Source organism: Pseudomonas sp. R11-23-07, from assembly GCF_003852295.1.
Taxonomy (GTDB): domain Bacteria; phylum Pseudomonadota; class Gammaproteobacteria; order Pseudomonadales; family Pseudomonadaceae; genus Aquipseudomonas.
Genome location: NZ_CP027761.1, coordinates 937,445 through 955,325, shown reverse-complemented (window position 1 = coordinate 955,325; position 17,881 = coordinate 937,445). Strand labels below are relative to the sequence as shown.

The following is a 17,881-nucleotide window of genomic DNA, read 5'->3' as shown; positions in this document are numbered from 1 at the left end:
TCAAATGTGGGAGGGGGCTTGCTCCCGATAGCAATCTGACAGTCTACTCATCAGTCGACTGATACACCGCTATCGGGAGCAAGCCCCCTCCCACAGTTTTTTACCGCGTTCTAGGTCAGACGGGTTGCAGTTTTTGCTCGAACACCGAGACTCCGTCCAAGTCCCGAAGGATCACCGTCAACTCCGCCGTCTGCCCGTCAATCTGCACCTCGCCAAAAAACTGAAACCCGGCAAACGGCGAGGTGTTTTGCGCAGGCGGTGCCTTTTCGAACACCACCTCTGGCCCAAAGGTCTTGTCCAACGGATTCGGCCCGAAGCTGCCTGCATTCAATGGCCCTGCAACAAACTCCCAGAACGGTTCGAAATCCTGGAACGCCGCCCGATCCGGGTGGTAGTGATGCGCCGCGCAATAGTGCACATCAGCGGTCAGCCACACGTGGTTGCGCACTTGGTGTGCGCGCAGGAATCCCAGCAACTCGGCAATTTCCAGCTCACGCCCTTGGGCCGCGCCGGGATCACCGTTGGCGATCGCTTCCCAGCGCGGCACGCCAGGGCTGACCTCACCGTCCGGCACACCCAGGCCAATGGGCATGTCGGCCGCGACTACCTTCCACTGCGCTTGGGAGGCCTTGAGTTCGCGCTTGAGCCAGTCCAACTGGTCGCGCCCCAGGAAGGGTTTCGCGCCGCCCAGGTTGTCGTCGTTGGGGCCGCGATAGCTGCGCATGTCCAGCACGAACACATCCAGCAGCGGCCCATAGCTGAGCTTGCGATAAATCCGCCCGCCGCCGTCGGCGCTTTGCCGGCGCATCGGTGAATATTCCAGCCAGGCCTGGCGCGCACGGCCGACCAGGGTATTGATGTCGCGGGTCTGGTAGCGCTCGTCCAACTGTTTGCTTGATGACCAGTTGTTGATCACCTCGTGGTCGTCCCACTGCCAGATCTGCGGCACCTCGGCATTGAAGCGCCGCACGTTTTCATCCATCAAGTTGTAGCGGTAATTGCCGCGATATTCTTCGAGGGTTTCGGCGACCTTGCTCTTGGCTTCGGTGGTGATATTGCGCCAGATGCGCCCGCCCTCAGTGGCCAGTTGCGCCGGCACCGGGCCGTCGGCGTAGATGGTGTCGCCGCTGTGGATAAAGAAGTCCGGCAGGCGCAGGCGCATGGCTTCGTAGATGCGCATGCCGCCGATGTCCGGGTTGATACCGAAACCCTGGCCGACGGTGTCGCCGCTCCACACAAAACGGATGTCGCGGCGCTGTTGCGGCACGCTGCGCAAGTGGCCGAACCACGGCTCGCTGGCGATGCCGGTCTGGGCGTCTTCGAAATGCACGCGGTAGAAAATCGCCTGGTCGGCGGGCAGCCCGGTGAGTTCAACGCGGGCCGTAAAATCGCTGCGGTTATCGGCCAAGGGCGAGACCAACCGGCGTGGGTTGCTGAACACACTGCGGGTGTCCCACTCCACCACCATCCGCGCGGGGCGGTCGCTGCGGCTCCAGATCATCGCGCGGTCGCCCAGCAGGTCGCCGGACTGCACGCCATCGGTGAGCAGCGGACGGTCCTTTACCGACGCAATTACCGCCGGCGCCAGTCCCGGCAACAACAGGCCGGCGCCTACAGCTTGCATCACGCGGCGACGGCCGAGATCGAAGTGGCTCATGCAGGTGCCCTCTTGAGTATCAAAAGGCCAACTTAAGCAGGCGACGATGAAACAGTTATGACACCGTCCTCACAGACACTGAAAATCCAAATGTGGGAGGGGGCTTGCCCCCGATGGCAGTGTGTCAGGCACCAGATGCACTGGCTGACAGACCGCTATCGGGGGCAAGCCCCCTCCCACATTTTTAGCCCGCCGCCAACTCGGTCGCTTCCGGCCGCTTGATCAGCGCATACACCAACCCGGTCAGCACACTGCCGGCCACAATCGCCAGCAGGTACAGCAGCGCATGATTCATCGCGTTCGGAATCACCAGCACGAACAAGCCGCCGTGGGGCGCGGCCAGTTTGCACCCGAAGTACATCGACAGCGCCCCCGTCAGCGCGCCGCCGGCAATGCTGGCCGGGATCACCCGCAACGGGTCTTTGGCCGCAAACGGGATGGCCCCTTCCGAGATAAAACACAGGCCGAGAATCATCGCGGCCTTGCCGGCTTCGCGCTCAGTCTGGGCGAACTTGCGGCGGGCCAGGAAGGTCGCGATGCCCATGCCAATCGGTGGCACCATGCCGGCCGCCATGGTCGCGGCCATCGGCGCGCCGCTCGACGCCGCCAGCAGGCCGACGGAAAACGCATACGCCGCCTTGTTGATCGGCCCGCCCAGGTCGACACACATCATGCCGCCCAACAGGATGCCCAACAGCACAGCGTTGGTGGTGCCCATGGTGCTGAGAAAATCCGTCAGCCCGGTCAGCAAGCGTGCCACCGGAGGCCCGACCAGATAGATCATCGCAAGGCCAGTGAACAAACTTGCCAGCAACGGGATGATCAGGATCGGCTTGAGCGCCTCCAGGCTTTGCGGCAAGCGCACCGCGCGTGAGATCAGCTTGACGCTGTAGCCGGCCAGGAAACCGGCGAAGATCCCGCCAATGAAGCCGGCGCCCAGGGTGCCCGCGAGCAACCCGCCGATCATGCCCGGCGCCAGGCCGGGGCGATCGGCGATCGAGTAGGCGATGTAGCCCGCCAGCAACGGCACCATCAGCATGAACGCCTGGTCGCCGACGGTTTTCAGCGCCGCCGCCAGGGTGCCCTTCTCTTCAAAGGCGTGGATGCCGAACACGAAGGACAAGGCGATCAACAGGCCGCCCGCCACCACCATCGGCAACATGAACGACACCCCGGTGAGCAGGTGTTTGTACACGCCGGTTTTTTCCGACTTGGCCACCGCACCGCTGGCGGCGCTTTCCACCGCCCCCTCGGCCAGCGCCTTGTTGAGCGTGGCTTCGGATTGCTTGAGGGCAATGCCGGTGCCGCAGCGGTAGATCTTCTTGCCGGCGAAGCGCTCGGTGGCGACTTCGATATCCGCCGCCAGCAGCACCACGTCGGCGTTGGCAATGGCCTCAGGCGTCAATGGCGTGCGCGCACCGACCGAGCCCTGGGTCTCGACCTGCAAGTCGTAGCCCAGGCGCTTGGCGGTCTGCTGCAAGGCCTCGGCGGCCATGAATGTATGGGCCACGCCGGTCGGGCAAGCGGTAATCGCGACAATGCGCGGGGCATTCCCGGCCGGCGCCTCGGTCGCCACATACACCTGCGCCTCCTCGGCGCCCCGACGCAGCACCGCGTCGACATCCGCCAGCGCCTGGGCCGGCGTGCTCTGGAACACGCGCTTGCCGACAAAACGCTGCATATCCACCGGGGTGCTGCTGACCAGCAACACCCATTCGGCGTCATCGAGGGTCGCCTGGGACAGCTGATTGTCCGGGCGTTGCACATCCACCACTTCAACACTGGTGCTCCAGCCCTGGCGCTGTGCGGCGGCGTCCAGCAAGCGGGCGCACAGCACACTGGTAACCATGCCGTTCGGGCAGGCGGTAACAATGGCTAACTTCATCACAAACCCTCTTATTGTTCTGTCAGCGCGTGTACATCGACACCGCTTTCAAGGCGCGCCAACTGCGCGTCATCGCTGATGCCGAAACCGATTTGCGTCACCGCCATCGCGGCAATCGCCGTGGCGCGGCGCAGGGTCTGCTCGGGCGCTTCGTCGCGCAGCAGGCCGTGGAGCATGCCGGCCAGCAACGAGTCGCCGGCGCCTACGGTGCTGGCAACCGTCACCTTGGGCGGCGTGGCATGCAGGGCCGCGCCCGCGCTGTACCAGTTCACGCCGGCAGCACCGTCCGAGACCACCACATGCTCCACACCCTGTTGATGCAGCTGGCGGATGGCATCGGTGGCGTTGTCCAGCGCTTCGGCGAGCTCTTCAGTATTGGGTTTGACCATCCACGGGCCTGCCTTCAACCCGGCGCGCAAGGCTTCGCCGCTGGTGTCCAGGGCTACTTTCAAACCGAGGCCTTTCAATTGCTCGAGCATGTGCTGAAACCATTGCGCGGTGACGCCACGCGGCAAGCTGCCGGCGACCACCACCGCGTCGAAGCCTGGCGCGATCCGAGCCAGTTTTTCGAGCAGCGCGTTCTGCGCCTGCACTGACACCTCAGGCCCCGGTGCGTTGATATCGGTGACGCGGCCATCGTGCTCGGCAATCTTGATGTTGCTGCGGGTGTCACCGGGCACGCGAACAAACGCGTCGGTAAAGCCACGTTGTGCAATCAGCGCCTCGAAGGCCTGCGGGTTGCCCTCACCCAGGAAGCCGCTCACGGTCAGCTCATGGCCCAGATCGGCCAACACCTGCGCCACGTTCACGCCCTTGCCGGCGGCATGGGTGAGCAGGGTTTCACTGCGGTTGACTGCGCCGGGCGCCAGGTGCGCCAAGCGCACCGTCAGGTCCAACGCCGGGTTCAGCGTCAGGGTCAGAATCTTTGCCATCTACACGGCCTCCACAAGGGCACGCACTTCGGCGGGCGAACCCACCGCCAGTGCTTTTTGCGCCAGGCCCTGGGCCTCGCTCAAGCTGAATTCGCGCACGCGCGCCTTCACTTCGGGAATGCTGCGCGCCGACACGCTCAACTCATCCACCCCCAAGCCGACCAACACCGGCACCGCCAGCGGGTCGGCCGCCAACTCGCCGCACACACCGACCCATTTGCCATGGGCATGGGCGGCGCGCACGGTGATGTCGATCAATTGCAGGACGGCCGGGTGCAAACCGTCGGCCTGGGCCGACAAGGTCGGGTGGCCACGGTCGATGGCCAGGGTGTATTGGGTCAGGTCGTTGGTGCCGACGCTGAAAAAGTCGACTTCCTTGGCGAGTACCGGCGCCAGCAGCGCGGCCGACGGCACTTCAATCATGATCCCCAGTTGCAGGTCGGCCACCGGGATTTCCAGGCGCAGGCGCTCGGTCATATCCCGGGCGGCGCGCCATTCATCCACGCTGCCGACCATGGGAAACATGATGCGCAACGGCCGGTTGTCCGCCGAACGCAACAACGCACGCAATTGCGCTTCCATGATCTGCGGGCGCTGCAAGGTCAGGCGAATACCGCGCACACCGAGGAAGGGGTTTTCTTCTTCGGCAATCGGCCAGTATGGCAGCGGTTTATCGCCGCCCACGTCGAGGGTCCGCACCACCAGCGGACGCCCGTCGAGGCCGTCGAGTACGCGACGGTATTCGGCTTCCTGAGTGGCCTCGTCCGGCGCTTGCGGGTGAGCCATGAAAATCAGCTCAGTGCGCAACAGCCCGATGCCCTCGGCGCCCTGCTCCACCGCAGCGGCAACCCCGGCGCTTTCGCCGATATTGGCGAACACTTCCACCGCGTGGCCGTCGCGGGTCAGCGCCGGTTCATGGCGTTGCGCCGAGGCGGCTTGCAGGCGTTGTTCGCGGGTGTCGCGCTCGACTGTCGCGCGCTGCAGGGTGGCGGTGTCGGGGTCGACGTGCAGGCGGCCGCGCTGGCCGTCGAGCAATAAAGGTGTGCCGGCGCCAAGCAGCAACACCGCCGCCCCGGCGCCGACCAGCGCGGGAATGCCCAGGGCACGGGCGACGATGGCGCTGTGGGCCGTGGCGCCACCACGGGCCGTGAGGATGCCGGCGACACGGGCCGGGTCCAGGCGCGCAACGTCCGAAGGGCCGACTTCGTCCATCACCAGGATGTACGGCTCATTCGGTTCCTGAGCGGTGTCGACGCCGCACAGTTGCGCCAATACGCGGCGACCGATATCGCGCAGGTCGGCTGCGCGTTCGGCGAGCAAGGCGTCCTGCAACGATTCCTGCTGCTTGGCGGCGGCTTCGATCACGCTCATCCACGCGGCTTCGGCGCTTTCGCCTTGCTTGAGGCGGGTGTCGACTTCGTCGGTGAGTTCCGGGTCGTCGAGCATTTCCTGGTGGGTGATGAAAATCTCGCGGATGGCCTTGGATTGGCTGCGTTCGATCAGGCCCTCAATATCGCGACGCACCTCACTCAGCGCGGTGTGCAGGCGCTGGCGCTCAACGGCGCAGGTCTCACCGCGCAACGGGTAGTCGAACACCTGTTGCACCTGGATATGCGCGGGGCCGATGGCGATACCGGGCGCGGCGGCAATTGCCTGGATCTGGCTGCCGGGCAGCGGCGCGCTGATGACCGGTTCGATATCGGCAGTGACGGGCTGGGCGCTGACCGTCGGCAACGGCTCGACTTCTTCGCCCAGGCCTTCTTCAATGGCAGCCAACAGCGCCGGCAGCGCATCGCCCGCGATCGTCGGCTCGGCGACAAATTCCAGCACCTGGCCACGCCGCGCGCCGAGGCTCAGCAACTTGCTCAGGCTTTTGACTGATACGGCGCCGACCGGGCCGTCGACAATGCGCACGCGGATATCGCCGTCAAACTGCTTGGCCAGTTGCGCGAGGATCTTCGCCGGACGCGCATGCAGGCCGTGGGCGTTGGCCAGGGTGACACGGGCGCTGGGCCAGTCGGGCGGCAGCTCGCCACCCAGCACTTCAAGCACGGCACGACTGCTGGTGGCGCGGCCCAATTCCTGGCCGCGTCCTTCGATCAGCAAGGCGCACAGGCGCTCAAGCAGCGCCTGATGCGCTTCGCCCAGGCTGGCCAGGCAGAACAGGCCATTAAGTGGCTGGCCCAGGTAGCGCATGGGTTTGTCCGGCGTGACGAACGCCAGGCCCGGGCGCTTGACCGTCTGTTCGCTGTGCAGCCACCACAGGCCATCCCCCAGGGGTAGCGCATCGACTTGCTGCAACACGGCGGCAAAGCCGTTGCTCACGCAATCGGCCTGGCGCAACAGGCGCGCGCCGCGCCACACCAACTCCTCGAAATCATCGGCCGATACGCCCAGGCTGATCATCTGTGCATCCAGCGCCAGTTCCTGCGGCGCGCCTTGCAACAATTTCAGCAAGGCCTCGGCGGAACCGGCACGGCGCAACGCTTGGCCGAGGTCGGTTTCACCCAGGGCGCGAGTGAGCAGTTGCAGCAGGCGCAAGTGTTCATCGGATTTGGCGGCGATGCCGATGGCCAGGTAGACGACCTGGCCATCGCCCCAGTCCACGCCTTCGGGAAACTGCAACAGACGCACGCCGGTGGAAAACACCTGATCGCGGGTTTCCGGGGTGCCGTGGGGAATGGCAATGCCTTGGCCGAGAAAGGTCGAGCCTTGGGCTTCACGGGCTTGTAAGCCACTGAGATAACCTTCGGCGACCAAGCCATCGGCCACCAGTTTTTCAGCGAGCAGGTGCAAGGCAGCAGATTTATCCACCGCCACCTGGCCCATGGATATCTGCTCTACAGTGAGCTCGAGCATGCCGTTCTCCTAGTTAGTGCGAGGTGCGCACTAGGTATTGTTTTGAATAAATCAGCTTAGCGGTGTTCGGAAACAACTGACTGAGCAGTCAATTGGCAGTAGCTACTCAGTGGCGAACATCGTAAAAATACGCTTGCTGAAACGTTTAATCTAGAATTTATGGCAGATTACGCGTTAATTGCGCAAGCTTGAAGGGCCACTCGGCGCCTGCTGTGGGACATTGGTCGCACGCTGGAATCGGTTAGGATTGAACAAAATGTCGGGGCACGCTCTAAAAAACAAGGAAATCCCGGTTTGAAACTCAGTGATATCGCACGTCTGGCCGGTGTGTCCGTGACCACCGCCAGCTATGTCATCAATGGCAAGGCCGAACAACAGCGCATCAGTCACGCGACTGTCGAGCGAGTGCGGGCCGTGGTCCAGGCCCATGGTTTTACGCCTAACCCACAAGCCGCCGGATTGCGCAGCCGGCACACGCGCACCTTGGGCTTTATCCTGCCGGATCTGGAAAACCCCAGTTACGCACGTATTGCCAAGTTGCTTGAACAGGGGGCGCGGGCGCGCGGCTATCAATTGCTGATCGCCAGTTCCGACGATGAGGCCGACAGCGAGCGCCAACTGCTGCAACTGTTCCGCGCGCGGCGTTGCGATGCGCTGTTCGTCGCCAGCTGCTTGCCGGCCAGCGATGACAGCTACCGCGAACTGCAAGCCAAAGGCTTGCCGGTGATCGCCATCGACCGGGTCATGGAGCCCAGCGAGTTCTGCTCGGTGGTCAGCGATGACCGTCAAGCCTGCCAGCAACTCACCAGCAGCCTGCTGCAACCGTTGCCCAAGCAAATCGCGCTGATCGGCGCGCGCCCGGAGCTGAGCATCAGCCAGGAACGCGCCGCGGGTTTCCGTGAAGCCCTGCACGGCTTTACCGGAGAGGTGATCATCGAACAGGGTGAAGCCTTCAGCCGAGACTGCGGGCGACAGCTGATGGAGCAATTACTGCAACGCCTGGGGCACTTGCCTGACGCCCTGGTGACCACGTCCTACGTACTGCTGCAAGGCGTGTTCGATGCACTGCACGACGTCCCACTCAAGTCGCGGCCACTGCGCCTGGGCACCTTCGGCGATACACAGTTGCTGGACTTCCTGCCGCTGCCGGTCAACGCCATGGCCCAGCAGCATCAACTGATCGCCGACACCGCCCTGCGCCTGGCTTTGGCCGCCATTGAAGAAGAACACTACCAGCCCGGCGTGCACGGGATCAGCCGCACCTTCAAGCAGCGCATTCACGAGGCCTGAGCGTGGAGCTGATCGACACCCACACCCACCTGGACTTTGCGGACTTCGATGGCGATCGCCACGAAGTCCTCGCCCGCAGCCGCGATCAGGGTGTGAGGCGCATGGTGCTGCTCGGTGTTTATCAGAAAAATTGGCAAAGGTTGTGGAATCTGGTGCTGGAGGATGAAGGCTTGTTCGCCGCCTTCGGCCTGCACCCGGTGTATCTCGATGAGCATCGCCCCGCCGACCTTTTGGAGTTGGGCGACTGGCTGACGCGACTGCAGGGCCATCGGCAGCTCTGTGCCGTGGGTGAAATCGGCCTGGATTATTTTCTGGAGCACCTGGACCACGAGCGCCAGCAAGCGCTGTTTGAGGCCCAGCTGCAACTGGCGGTGGACGTTCAACTGCCGGCCTTGCTGCATGTACGCCGCAGTCACGCGGCAGTGATCGCCACGCTCAAGCGCATCCGCCTACCGCGTGGCGGCATCATTCATGCGTTCGCCGGCAGCCAGGAAGAAGCCCGCGAGTACATCAAGCTCGGCTTCAAGCTCGGCTTGGGCGGCGCCGCCACCTGGCCGCAGGCCCTGCGCATGCACCGGGTGCTGGCCCAATTGCCCCTGGAAGCCGTGGTGCTGGAGACCGACGCCCCGGATATGGCCCCGGCCATGTACCCGGGCCAGCGCAACAGCCCCGAGCACTTGCCGGCTATCTGCCACGCCCTGGCCGAACGGATGGGTATCAGCGCTTTACGGCTGGCTGAGGCGAGCACACGCAACGCGCGCGAAGTGTTCAATTGGTAGCGGGCTGACGGCTTGCAGGTTCAAGGTCATCCTTTGTCGATGACGGGCGTAGCGCAGCACCAGGCAATGGATCAACAGCGTCGTCAGGGAAATATTGAACTGCCCGATCACCGTGAGTAGCCCCAGCCATTCGGCAAACAGCGCCGCCAGCAGGGTCGCGCACGTCAGCATGATCATGCTCGGCCGCACCAGCGCCCATTGGTCCAGGGCGCGGAATTGACTCAGCTGTTTCTGGCAACACCGCTGCAGGCACGCGTGGCAATACGTACAGACAAAGGGTTCGTCGATGGCAATGGCGTTCAGTCACGCCAGACAGCATCAAACCCGAACGAAAATTCCTACACGCGAAACGCGCCAATTAATTGCTTCAACTGCGTCACCTGCAGCGACAGCTGGCGGCTGGCCGCTTCGGTCTGGTCGGCACCCTGCGCCGCGTGTTCGCCCGCACGATGAATGGCGACGATATTCTGGTCGATCTCATGGGCGACGGCCGTTTGCTGCTCCACGGCGGCGGCGATCTGCTGGTTCTGATCGACGATCATTCCTACCGCACCAAGGATGTTTTCCAAAGCCTGCTGGACTTTTTCCGACTGCCCCACCGTGCCGCTGGCCGTGTCATGACTGGCGCCCATGGCCTTGACCGCTGCGCCGACGCCGCTGTGCAGGCGCCCGATCATCTGCTCGATTTCTTCGGTGGACTGCTGGGTACGCTGGGCCAGCGTACGCACCTCATCGGCCACCACCGCAAAACCACGCCCCTGCTCACCCGCGCGCGCGGCCTCGATAGCCGCGTTGAGCGCCAGCAAGTTGGTTTGCGCGGCGATGTTTTTGATGACTTCCAGGACGCTGCTGATGGCCTGGCTGTCGGCCGCCAACTGGTTGATCACCCGCACCGACTCATCGATCTCCGTGGCCAGGCGCGCGATGCTGCCTTGCTGGGACCGCACCAGCCCACGGCCGCTGACGGTTTCATCGTTGACACTGCGGGCGCTGCCGACGGCGGCTGCGGCGCTGCGCGCGACCTCCTGCGCGGTGGATGACATCTGGTTCATCGCGGTTGCCACTTGCTCGATCTGGCTGCGCTGGCCGGCCACTGCCTGGTTGCTCTGCGCCGACACCGTTTGTACCTGCCCGGCTTGCAGCTCGACCTGGGCGACCGTGTGCCCGACGCGTTCGATCAAGTCGTGGATCTTGGCCACGGTGCCATTGAATACCTGGCCCAGGTCCCCCAGCTCATCGCGACTGTCGGCAACGAAGGTGACCGTCATATCGCCCGCCGCCACCTTGTCCATCATCGCCCCGAGGCTGTGCAAGGTCATGCGCGTGGAAGCATAGAAGCCCGCATATAAATAGAAAATCAGCGCAAACACCGCCGCCAGCGCCGTGACCAGCAGCACCATGTGCACACGCTTTTGTGCCAGGCGTTGCTCCAGTTGCTGCTGGAGGAATGCCAGGGTGGCGTCATTCAGTTGATAGGTCTTGGCCATCAGTTGGCTGACGCCGTCGTAAAAGCCCTGCCACGGTGTGTCGAGGGTTTCAGCCACCACCACCTGTTCTTCGAACAACTCCGCGCCCTGCTTGAGGCTGGCCCGGCTGGCTTGCGCCGCAGTGTCGAGTGCCGCCTGCGCGGCATGGCTGGCGCCGAGCGCATCCTGCAGCTTCAAGGCATATTCGCCCTGGAGTTTTTCCAGCTGCTGCAGTAGTTCGTCGAAGCGTGTGCTGGAGGATGAATTGATAAAACCCTGGCCGAGGGAATACGCGCCCATCGCCCGGCCCTCCCCCAGCAGCTGAGTGACTTGTGGAGTGACGGCGGTGATCAGGTCGCTGAGCTGGCGCAGATCGCTCTGGGGATCACGGCTCAAGCCGGATTGACTGGCGATGATCTGGCTGAGTATCTGGGCCTGGTTGAGCAATTTGCCGATCAACGCACTTTTGTTGAGCAGTGAGGTTTCCTGTTGCTGAGCCTTGAACGCGGCAATCAGTTCGTCACGCTTGGTGTCGAAGGCCGCAACCTGCTCGGGCTGGGTAGCCATCGCGCTGAGCCCCTGCACACGGCTGAGCACGCTCTGCTCCACGGCAGCGATCCTGGCTTCAAGGTCGCCGGCCTTGCCGGACTGGCCGAGGGTCGTATTGATCTGCACCTGGTTATTGAGCGCTTCCAGCTCGCGACGCACCATCAGGCTGCTGCCGAGTAGATCGAGGCTTTGCAGTTCGATGCGGGTGCCCTGGAATTCAGCCCAGGCGTCACGCACCAGAAAGTAATTGGTCGCCAGCATCGGCAGCAGGAACAGCACGCTGATCAGGCTGAATTTCATGCCGAAACTCAGGCGATTCATCAATGCAACGGCGGGATAGAGCAAGCGCTTCACGGGTGATCCCCCTTTCTTTTATTTTTATTGAGGCGCAGGGCGGCGGCAGATAGCCACTATTTGGCGCTCTGTCTGTATAGCTCAATTTGAAAGGGAGTTTTGTAACGTAAGGTTAACGGCAGGGGGTTAACCCCTGCCGAGTGGCTCAGGGCAATACGGTCCAGATGGCAAAGCCGGCATACCACAGCACCGCCGCACGCAGCAGCAGTTCCCACAGGCGATCAAGGCTGTTGATGCCCTCGGCGCCCACCGCTGGCGGCGGTATTTCTGCGGCGGCCAAGCCGACTTTTTCCACCAACTGTGCTGCGCTGATATCCCAGTTCAGCAGTTCGTGGAGCATCACCCGACTGACCCCGACGAAATTGCCCACCAGGGCAAAGCTCGCAGCCAGCAGGCGCACCGGCAGCCAGTCGAAGGCATGACGCAATTGCGTGGCGCGCTCGGCCACCAGCGGGTTCTGGCTGTGCTCACTGGCCAGCGCCAGCAGGCGGTAGGCCAGAGCGGCCACCGGGCCCAGCAGGAAATACCAGAAAATCACTGCGAAAAAGCTCTGATAGGCCTGCCACAGCAAATAGCCCTGAACACGCTCGAGCAACTGCGCGCCGTTGTCGGCACCCAGCGTCAGGTCACGCTCGGCCACATGCTCGGCGGCTTGCAGATCGCCCCGCCGCCAGGCATCACGAAACGGCCCCAACGCGGCCAGCAGATCGCCACGGCCGAGGCTGTAGATCACCACCAACACGTGCACCGGCAACGCCAACAAGCCATAGGCCACGGGTTCCAGCACCAGCAGCAACAAGCCCAGCAAGGCCACGGGCAGCACCACCAACACCAGCAGGATCAGCCAGGGCCGCGTCCCCATGCGCGGGCTCGATTCAAGCTTGGCCAGCTCACGCAGCCAGCCGCCGTCGCGCTGCAACCGCTGGCGCAAGGCCGAGAACTTCTCGATCCACACCGCCAGCACCAGCACCAGAAAACTCATTGTTTATGTCCTCCATCCTGCAGCGCGCCGCGAAAGCGCATCCAATCAAAAGCCGGGCCCGGGTCGGTTTTGCGGCCGGGGGCGATGTCGCTGTGACCGCAGATACGCTGGGCAGTGATCCCAGGGTAGGCTGCGAGCAACTGGCGCGTCAGGTCAATCAGCGCCGCGTATTGGGCATCGGTGAATGGCAGCTCGTCGGTGCCTTCCAGCTCGATCCCCAGGGAGAAGTCATTACACACCTCACGCCCGGCAAAGCTGGACACGCCTGCATGCCAGGCCCGGTCGCGGCACGCGACAAATTGCGTGACCGTGCCGTCGCGCTCAATCAGAAAATGCGCAGACACCCGTAGGCTGGCAATGCCTTCAAAGTAGGGGTGTTCCGAGACATCCAGGCGATTCTGGAAAAACTCCTGCACTTTGCCCGTGGCGAACTGCGCCGGGGGCAGGCTGATGTTATGTATCACCAACAGCGATATCTCGCCTGCCGGGCGCTCGTTGAAGTTGGGCGAGGGGCAATGGCGAATGCCCTCGAACCAACCGCTGACGGGGTCCAACTGCATACAGGCTCCTTGAATGAGACGAAGTGTTACCAGTATGCCGCGTTCCGCCCTGCCGTTGCGATCACTTGCCGCGATTGAGTTGACGCAGGGTGCCAACCACCGCAGCCAGCGCGCGCTCGAACAGCAAACCCTCGTCCAGGCTGCGCAGGGCGCCCTGCTTGAACGCCATGGCCAATTGGCCGGCGGTTTGCTCCAGCACTTTGAGCCCCGTGCGACTGACGAAAATGTAACGATTAGTTGGCGCCATGATCGCGGTGAGCTTGCACCGCAGCGCGGTGTCCGGGCCCTGCTGGAACTCTACCCAACCGCCGATCCGTAACTGGTGAACCTTGAGCAGGTCCGGGTCATCGTCGGGCAAATCTTCGGCGGCGTCCGACAACGGGCTGCCGAGAACCAAGGGCGCGCGGACTTCAATCAGCCTGTCGTCGCCCTCGCCTTCGCAGGCCTGAACGTGAAAGGCCTGCAAGCGCAAAAAGAATTCACGCGTACTGAAAGGATCGAACGCCGCACCGGCCAACCCGTCGCGTAATGCCTTGAGCAACCCTGGCAATTGCTCGAGCAAATGCCGGCCGGCCTCGGTGTCTTCGCGCAGGCCGACGCTCCAGATCAAGTCGTCCATGGTGCGCAGTTCGGTCTGCCATTGCACCGATTGTTCGCCATGTTTGAGAGTGGCCAGCAACAGTACCTGGCTCCAGGTTTGCTGCAGGAATTGCACCACGAACGGCGGCAAGGCCTTGCCCAACAATCGCCGGTTGAGCGCCTGGGCCACACGCTGGCGGGCCACCTCGGTACGCAGCCGCCCTTGCTCGACGTCACGGGTGTGCTGTTCGAGCAACTCGCTGCGCTGGCGCTCTTCTTCAATGAATGTGCTCAGTTGCGTCAACAACTGCGAAAAAATCGCCGGGTCTTCAACGAACTCAGTCAACAGGCGCTGGATGACCTGTTCGATACGCAGGTACAGGCTGTCGTTTTGATCGCCATTCTGCGGGCTGTAACCCAGGGCGGCACTGGCGATCTCGTTGAGCAAGCGGCGTGCCGGATGCCCGGCGCAGCTGAACAGGCTCTTGTCCAGCACGGCGACTTTCAATATCGGGATCTGCAGGCGCGCGATCAGGGCCTTGAAGGCGTGGGGCAGGCTGCGGTCATTGAGGATGAACTCAAACAGCAGGGCGACGAGGTTGATCACATCCTCGTCTGCCGTCTCCACCACCCGCGACTTGCCGCTCTTGACGCTGACTCGGGTCAGCAACTGTTCGAGCTGGTTGCGCAGGTCGAAATCGTCCTCCGCCGCAGGCTCCGGTACATATTGTTGCAAATGCGAAAGCAGGCGCAGCAAATCTCGGGTGGCGATGGGTTGCGGTTGCGCAGTGGCTTCAAGCGTCGGCGCTACGCTACCGCGCACCGCGACCAGCAGGGCTTGCAGCGCGGCAAAGGCTTGTTGGCCGTTTTCGTCGCACGGCGGTTCGGCAGCCGGCGCACGGGCCTGGTATTGAAGCTCACGCGCCGCACGCCCACCGGCACGACGGGACGGCACGCTCTTGAGTTCAGGCAGCACCCCGGTAGCGACCAGCAATTGATTGGCGTCGCCATAGAGCTGGTCGGCATCGCTGAGTACATATTTCTCGAACAGCTTGAGCATGATCAGCTTGACCCGGATCTCCACCCCCAGGCTGCGGCCCGCCTGCAAAAAAAACTGGCAAAGCCGTGCCGGGCCCAGGGGGTTCTCCTGATCGCTCATGCACCTGCCCAACACCTCACTCAACCGCGCGCTCAATTGCCCGAGCGCCAAGCCGTCACGGTGTTGCACGCGACCGAGCATCGCCTCCAGCGCCACGGCCTTTTCCCGCGCATCCGCCCGCGTACCGCTGGTCACCTCGTAGGACACAACCGGCACCGGATGCAACCCGACGCTATCGGCCTGGCCTAGGTTGGCGAAGGCCGCAAACAGCTGCTCCATGAACACGCGCTCGAAGTTCTTGCGCTTGAGGCGCAGGTCGCGCATGGCCTCGAAGAAAATATGCTGGTCGACGGTGCTACGGGCCTTGTCGGCCATTTCGAACAATGTGTCGTCGGCGTTATCGAACAGTTCCTGCAACCCCTGCTGCAGGTGTTGCGCGGCTTTGTCACGCACCTGCAACACCACCACCGGCAGGCGTGCGAGCGGCGATGGCGTGGCTTGAGCCTGCTTGATCGGCACCACCTTCCCGTCATTGTGCATCCTGGCCTCCTGAAACGGCGGGTGTTGAGATGGGCAAGGAACGCAGGCAAGCCCTCTGGGCGCTGCCAGTACCTGGTCACCATCAGGACGTCAAAGCTATGACGCCAATTGCAAGGCGCGAGATTATCTGGCAAATGAGGGCGGTTGCGCCAGCAAACTCTGCCCCTGCGCGCTAAATGACTGACCAGCCTGGGTTCCAATCCACACAACCTCTATAATCGCGACACTTTGTTTGTGGAGCCTGTTATGCCGAATCTGCGTCTTGCTGACCTCACCGCCGAAATCGAAGCCAACGTGCGCCGCGCACTGCTGGAAGACATCGGCAGTGGCGATATCACCGCACAGCTGATCCCGGCCGAACGGCTGGCCAAGGCCACGATCATTACCCGCGATGCCGCCGTTATCGCCGGTACCGCCTGGGTGGATACGGTATTCCGCCAACTGGACCCGCGCGTCGCGGTGCATTGGCAGGTCGCCGATGGTGAGCGTGTCAGTCCCAACCAGCCGCTGTTTCACCTTGAAGGCCCGGCGCGTTCGCTGCTCACCGGTGAACGCAGTGCACTGAATTTCCTGCAGATGCTGTCCGGCGTCGCCACCCGCGCCCGATACCTGGCGGATTTCGTCGCCAGCACCCAGGTCAAGCTGCTGGACACCCGCAAGACCCTGCCGGGCCTGCGCCTGGCACAGAAATACGCGGTCACCTGCGGCGGCTGCCACAATCATCGCATCGGGTTGTACGACGCTTTCCTGATCAAGGAAAATCATATCGCCGCCTGCGGAGGCATTGCCCAGGCAATTGGCGCCGCCCACAGGATTGCACCGGGCAAACCGGTGGAAATCGAAGTGGAGAGTCTTGAGGAGTTGCGCGAAGCCTTGGCGGCGAGCGCCGATATCATCATGCTGGATGAGCTGAGCCTGGACGACATGCGCGAAGCCGTGCGGCTGAACGCGGGCAAGGCCAAGCTGGAAGCCAGCGGCGGGATCAATGAAAGCACCCTGCTGCCCATCGCCGAGACCGGCGTGGACTACATCTCCATTGGTGCGATGACCAAGGATGTGAAGGCGGTGGATTTGTCGATGCGGTTGAGTATCTAAAGCGCCCTGACTGTAGGAGCGAGCTTGCTCGCGAAAAACTCAAAGGCACCGCGTGCATTCAGAGTTCACGCGGTATCGTTAACGTTTTTAGCGAGCAAGCTCGCTCCTACAGGCTGCCTTCAAACTACGAGATTGTTCATCTCGCAGTACTCTTCCCATTCGACGCCCAGCACTTCGGCGGCCTCCTTGTGCAATACAAGGCGTGTGGCTTCGAACTCTTCCGGTGTAGAGGTGTATTTGAGGGTCAGTTCCCAAGGCTGGAGGCCCTGGCTTTCTGCCTCGTCCTCGAATGCCCACTGGACCTGATCACGCTGGTCATCCGCGCTCAGGTCCTTGATCTCTTCTTTAAGCTGCGGCGTTGCCTCGAGGTATTTGTCGAGTGCTGCTTGGTGCCGAACTTCCTGGGTCATCTCAGTCGTGGTCATGTCGTTCTCTTAGATCGAGGAATGGGGATGCATCTGGGTCATCAAGGTTGCGCAGATACAAAAGAGTGGGCGCGAATACCCGCTCGTCTGGCCTTCAGAACCATTCTGGGATCATCTGAAAACATTGCCTTTGAAACAGGCCTTTGAAACAGGCCCTTGAAACAGTGCTGCCTTGGTGCCCGAGACAGGAATCGAACCTGCGACCTTCGCGTTACGAGTGCGCTGCTCTACCGGCTGAGCTACACGGGCGGTGGGCTAAAGCTAGCACCGCATTGAACATGCGGCAACCGGCTCGCTCACCGCCCGGTCGCCGTCATGCTCCGTTGGCGCCACAGCCCTTGGCGACGTATTGCGCATCGGCCGTGGTTACACAGGTCCAGCCGGTGTTGGCGCTGCGCGTCAAGGTGATGGTCTTGCCCAGCACGGGCGCAGGCGCATCAAGGATTTCACAGCTGATGGAGCCGCTACCCGTCGCAACATCGCCTGTCACGTCGATCTTGCAATTGGCGGTGGGGCTGTTGCCGCCGATCAGATCAAGCTTGGGCACGGTGCCTTGGTTGATGACATCCTCGTAGCCGGCCTTCAACGCGCTGATTTCCGCCAACCCCGCCGTGAACTTGGCCTTGGCCTGGTGCTTGGTGTACATGGGCAAGCCAATCGTGGCCAAAATGCCGATGATCGCCACGACGATCAACAATTCGATCAAGGTAAAGCCTTTCTGACGCATCACTTTCACTCTCCAGAATAGAACCATGACAAGGCGCGTCCTGCGCCCCGTATTGTGCAGCGGCGCCAGTGTACTCATCCCTGCGTGGCCCATCGCGTACCAG

The 17,881-nt window shown here is 62.8% G+C and carries 14 protein-coding genes and 1 tRNA gene; 3 read left to right on the top strand and 12 right to left on the bottom strand.

Annotated elements, in window-relative coordinates; all coding sequences use genetic code 11:
* Nucleotides 1–115: 115 nt before the first annotated feature.
* The 4 genes from C4J84_RS04145 to ptsP form a co-directional block, all read right to left on the bottom strand.
* Nucleotides 116–1,657: an alkaline phosphatase gene (locus C4J84_RS04145; protein ID WP_124434956.1), complete on the bottom strand. Its 1,542-nt coding sequence runs from the start codon at nucleotides 1,655–1,657 to the stop codon at nucleotides 116–118.
* A gap of 184 nt (nucleotides 1,658–1,841) precedes the next feature.
* Nucleotides 1,842–3,542, bottom strand: coding sequence for a PTS fructose-like transporter subunit IIB (locus tag C4J84_RS04140; RefSeq protein WP_124434955.1), 1,701 nt, complete (start codon nucleotides 3,540–3,542; stop codon nucleotides 1,842–1,844).
* An 11-nt stretch (nucleotides 3,543–3,553) separates the two neighbouring features.
* Entirely contained in the window at nucleotides 3,554–4,474 is a 921-nt protein-coding gene (gene pfkB, locus C4J84_RS04135; protein WP_124434954.1) for a 1-phosphofructokinase, read from the bottom strand.
* Nucleotides 4,475–7,333, bottom strand: a complete 2,859-nt coding sequence (gene ptsP, locus C4J84_RS04130; RefSeq protein WP_124434953.1) for a phosphoenolpyruvate--protein phosphotransferase — start codon at nucleotides 7,331–7,333, stop codon at nucleotides 4,475–4,477.
* Between the two features lie 294 nt (nucleotides 7,334–7,627).
* Here ptsP and cra point away from each other — a divergent pair, with 294 nt between their 5' ends.
* The gene (cra, locus tag C4J84_RS04125) at nucleotides 7,628–8,623 is read left to right on the top strand and encodes a catabolite repressor/activator (RefSeq protein WP_124361254.1); all 996 of its coding nucleotides are present in this window, start codon (nucleotides 7,628–7,630) and stop codon (nucleotides 8,621–8,623) included.
* Nucleotides 8,624–8,625: 2 nt separating this feature from the next.
* Nucleotides 8,626–9,402, top strand: a complete 777-nt coding sequence (locus tag C4J84_RS04120; protein ID WP_124434952.1) for a TatD family hydrolase — start codon at nucleotides 8,626–8,628, stop codon at nucleotides 9,400–9,402.
* Here C4J84_RS04120 and C4J84_RS04115 read toward each other — a convergent pair.
* From C4J84_RS04115 to C4J84_RS04095, 5 genes are all read right to left on the bottom strand, one after another.
* Nucleotides 9,349–9,705, bottom strand: a complete 357-nt coding sequence (locus C4J84_RS04115) for a hypothetical protein (RefSeq protein WP_124434951.1) — start codon at nucleotides 9,703–9,705, stop codon at nucleotides 9,349–9,351. The genes C4J84_RS04120 and C4J84_RS04115 overlap by 54 nt on opposite strands.
* Nucleotides 9,706–9,740: 35 nt before the next feature.
* Nucleotides 9,741–11,771, bottom strand: a complete 2,031-nt coding sequence (locus tag C4J84_RS04110) for a methyl-accepting chemotaxis protein (protein ID WP_124434950.1) — start codon at nucleotides 11,769–11,771, stop codon at nucleotides 9,741–9,743.
* A 145-nt stretch (nucleotides 11,772–11,916) separates the two neighbouring features.
* Nucleotides 11,917–12,753, bottom strand: a complete 837-nt coding sequence (gene ampE, locus C4J84_RS04105; RefSeq protein ID WP_124361250.1) for a regulatory signaling modulator protein AmpE — start codon at nucleotides 12,751–12,753, stop codon at nucleotides 11,917–11,919.
* Complete coding sequence (ampD, locus tag C4J84_RS04100; protein WP_124434949.1) at nucleotides 12,750–13,313, bottom strand: 1,6-anhydro-N-acetylmuramyl-L-alanine amidase AmpD; 564 nt, start codon at nucleotides 13,311–13,313, stop codon at nucleotides 12,750–12,752. Before ampD ends, ampE begins: the two co-directional genes overlap by 4 nt.
* A gap of 61 nt (nucleotides 13,314–13,374) precedes the next feature.
* Nucleotides 13,375–15,531 carry a DUF1631 domain-containing protein gene (locus C4J84_RS04095; protein ID WP_124434948.1) on the bottom strand — a complete coding sequence of 719 codons (2,157 nt, stop codon included), beginning with the start codon at nucleotides 15,529–15,531 and terminating at the stop codon, nucleotides 13,375–13,377.
* Nucleotides 15,532–15,777: 246 nt separating this feature from the next.
* On the opposite strand from C4J84_RS04095, the gene nadC reads away from it, so the two are divergent.
* Complete coding sequence (nadC, locus tag C4J84_RS04090) at nucleotides 15,778–16,626, top strand: carboxylating nicotinate-nucleotide diphosphorylase (RefSeq protein WP_124434947.1); 849 nt, start codon at nucleotides 15,778–15,780, stop codon at nucleotides 16,624–16,626.
* 119 nt (nucleotides 16,627–16,745) lie between these two features.
* On the opposite strand, the gene C4J84_RS04085 is transcribed toward nadC, so the two are convergent.
* From C4J84_RS04085 to C4J84_RS04075, 3 genes are all read right to left on the bottom strand, one after another.
* Entirely contained in the window at nucleotides 16,746–17,051 is a 306-nt protein-coding gene (locus C4J84_RS04085; protein ID WP_124361246.1) for a DUF6388 family protein, read from the bottom strand.
* A 173-nt stretch (nucleotides 17,052–17,224) separates the two neighbouring features.
* Nucleotides 17,225–17,300: transfer RNA gene (locus C4J84_RS04080), tRNA-Thr, on the bottom strand.
* A 64-nt stretch (nucleotides 17,301–17,364) separates the two neighbouring features.
* The gene (locus C4J84_RS04075) at nucleotides 17,365–17,778 is read right to left on the bottom strand and encodes a pilin (RefSeq protein WP_124368933.1); all 414 of its coding nucleotides are present in this window, start codon (nucleotides 17,776–17,778) and stop codon (nucleotides 17,365–17,367) included.
* Nucleotides 17,779–17,881: the final 103 nt, after the last annotated feature.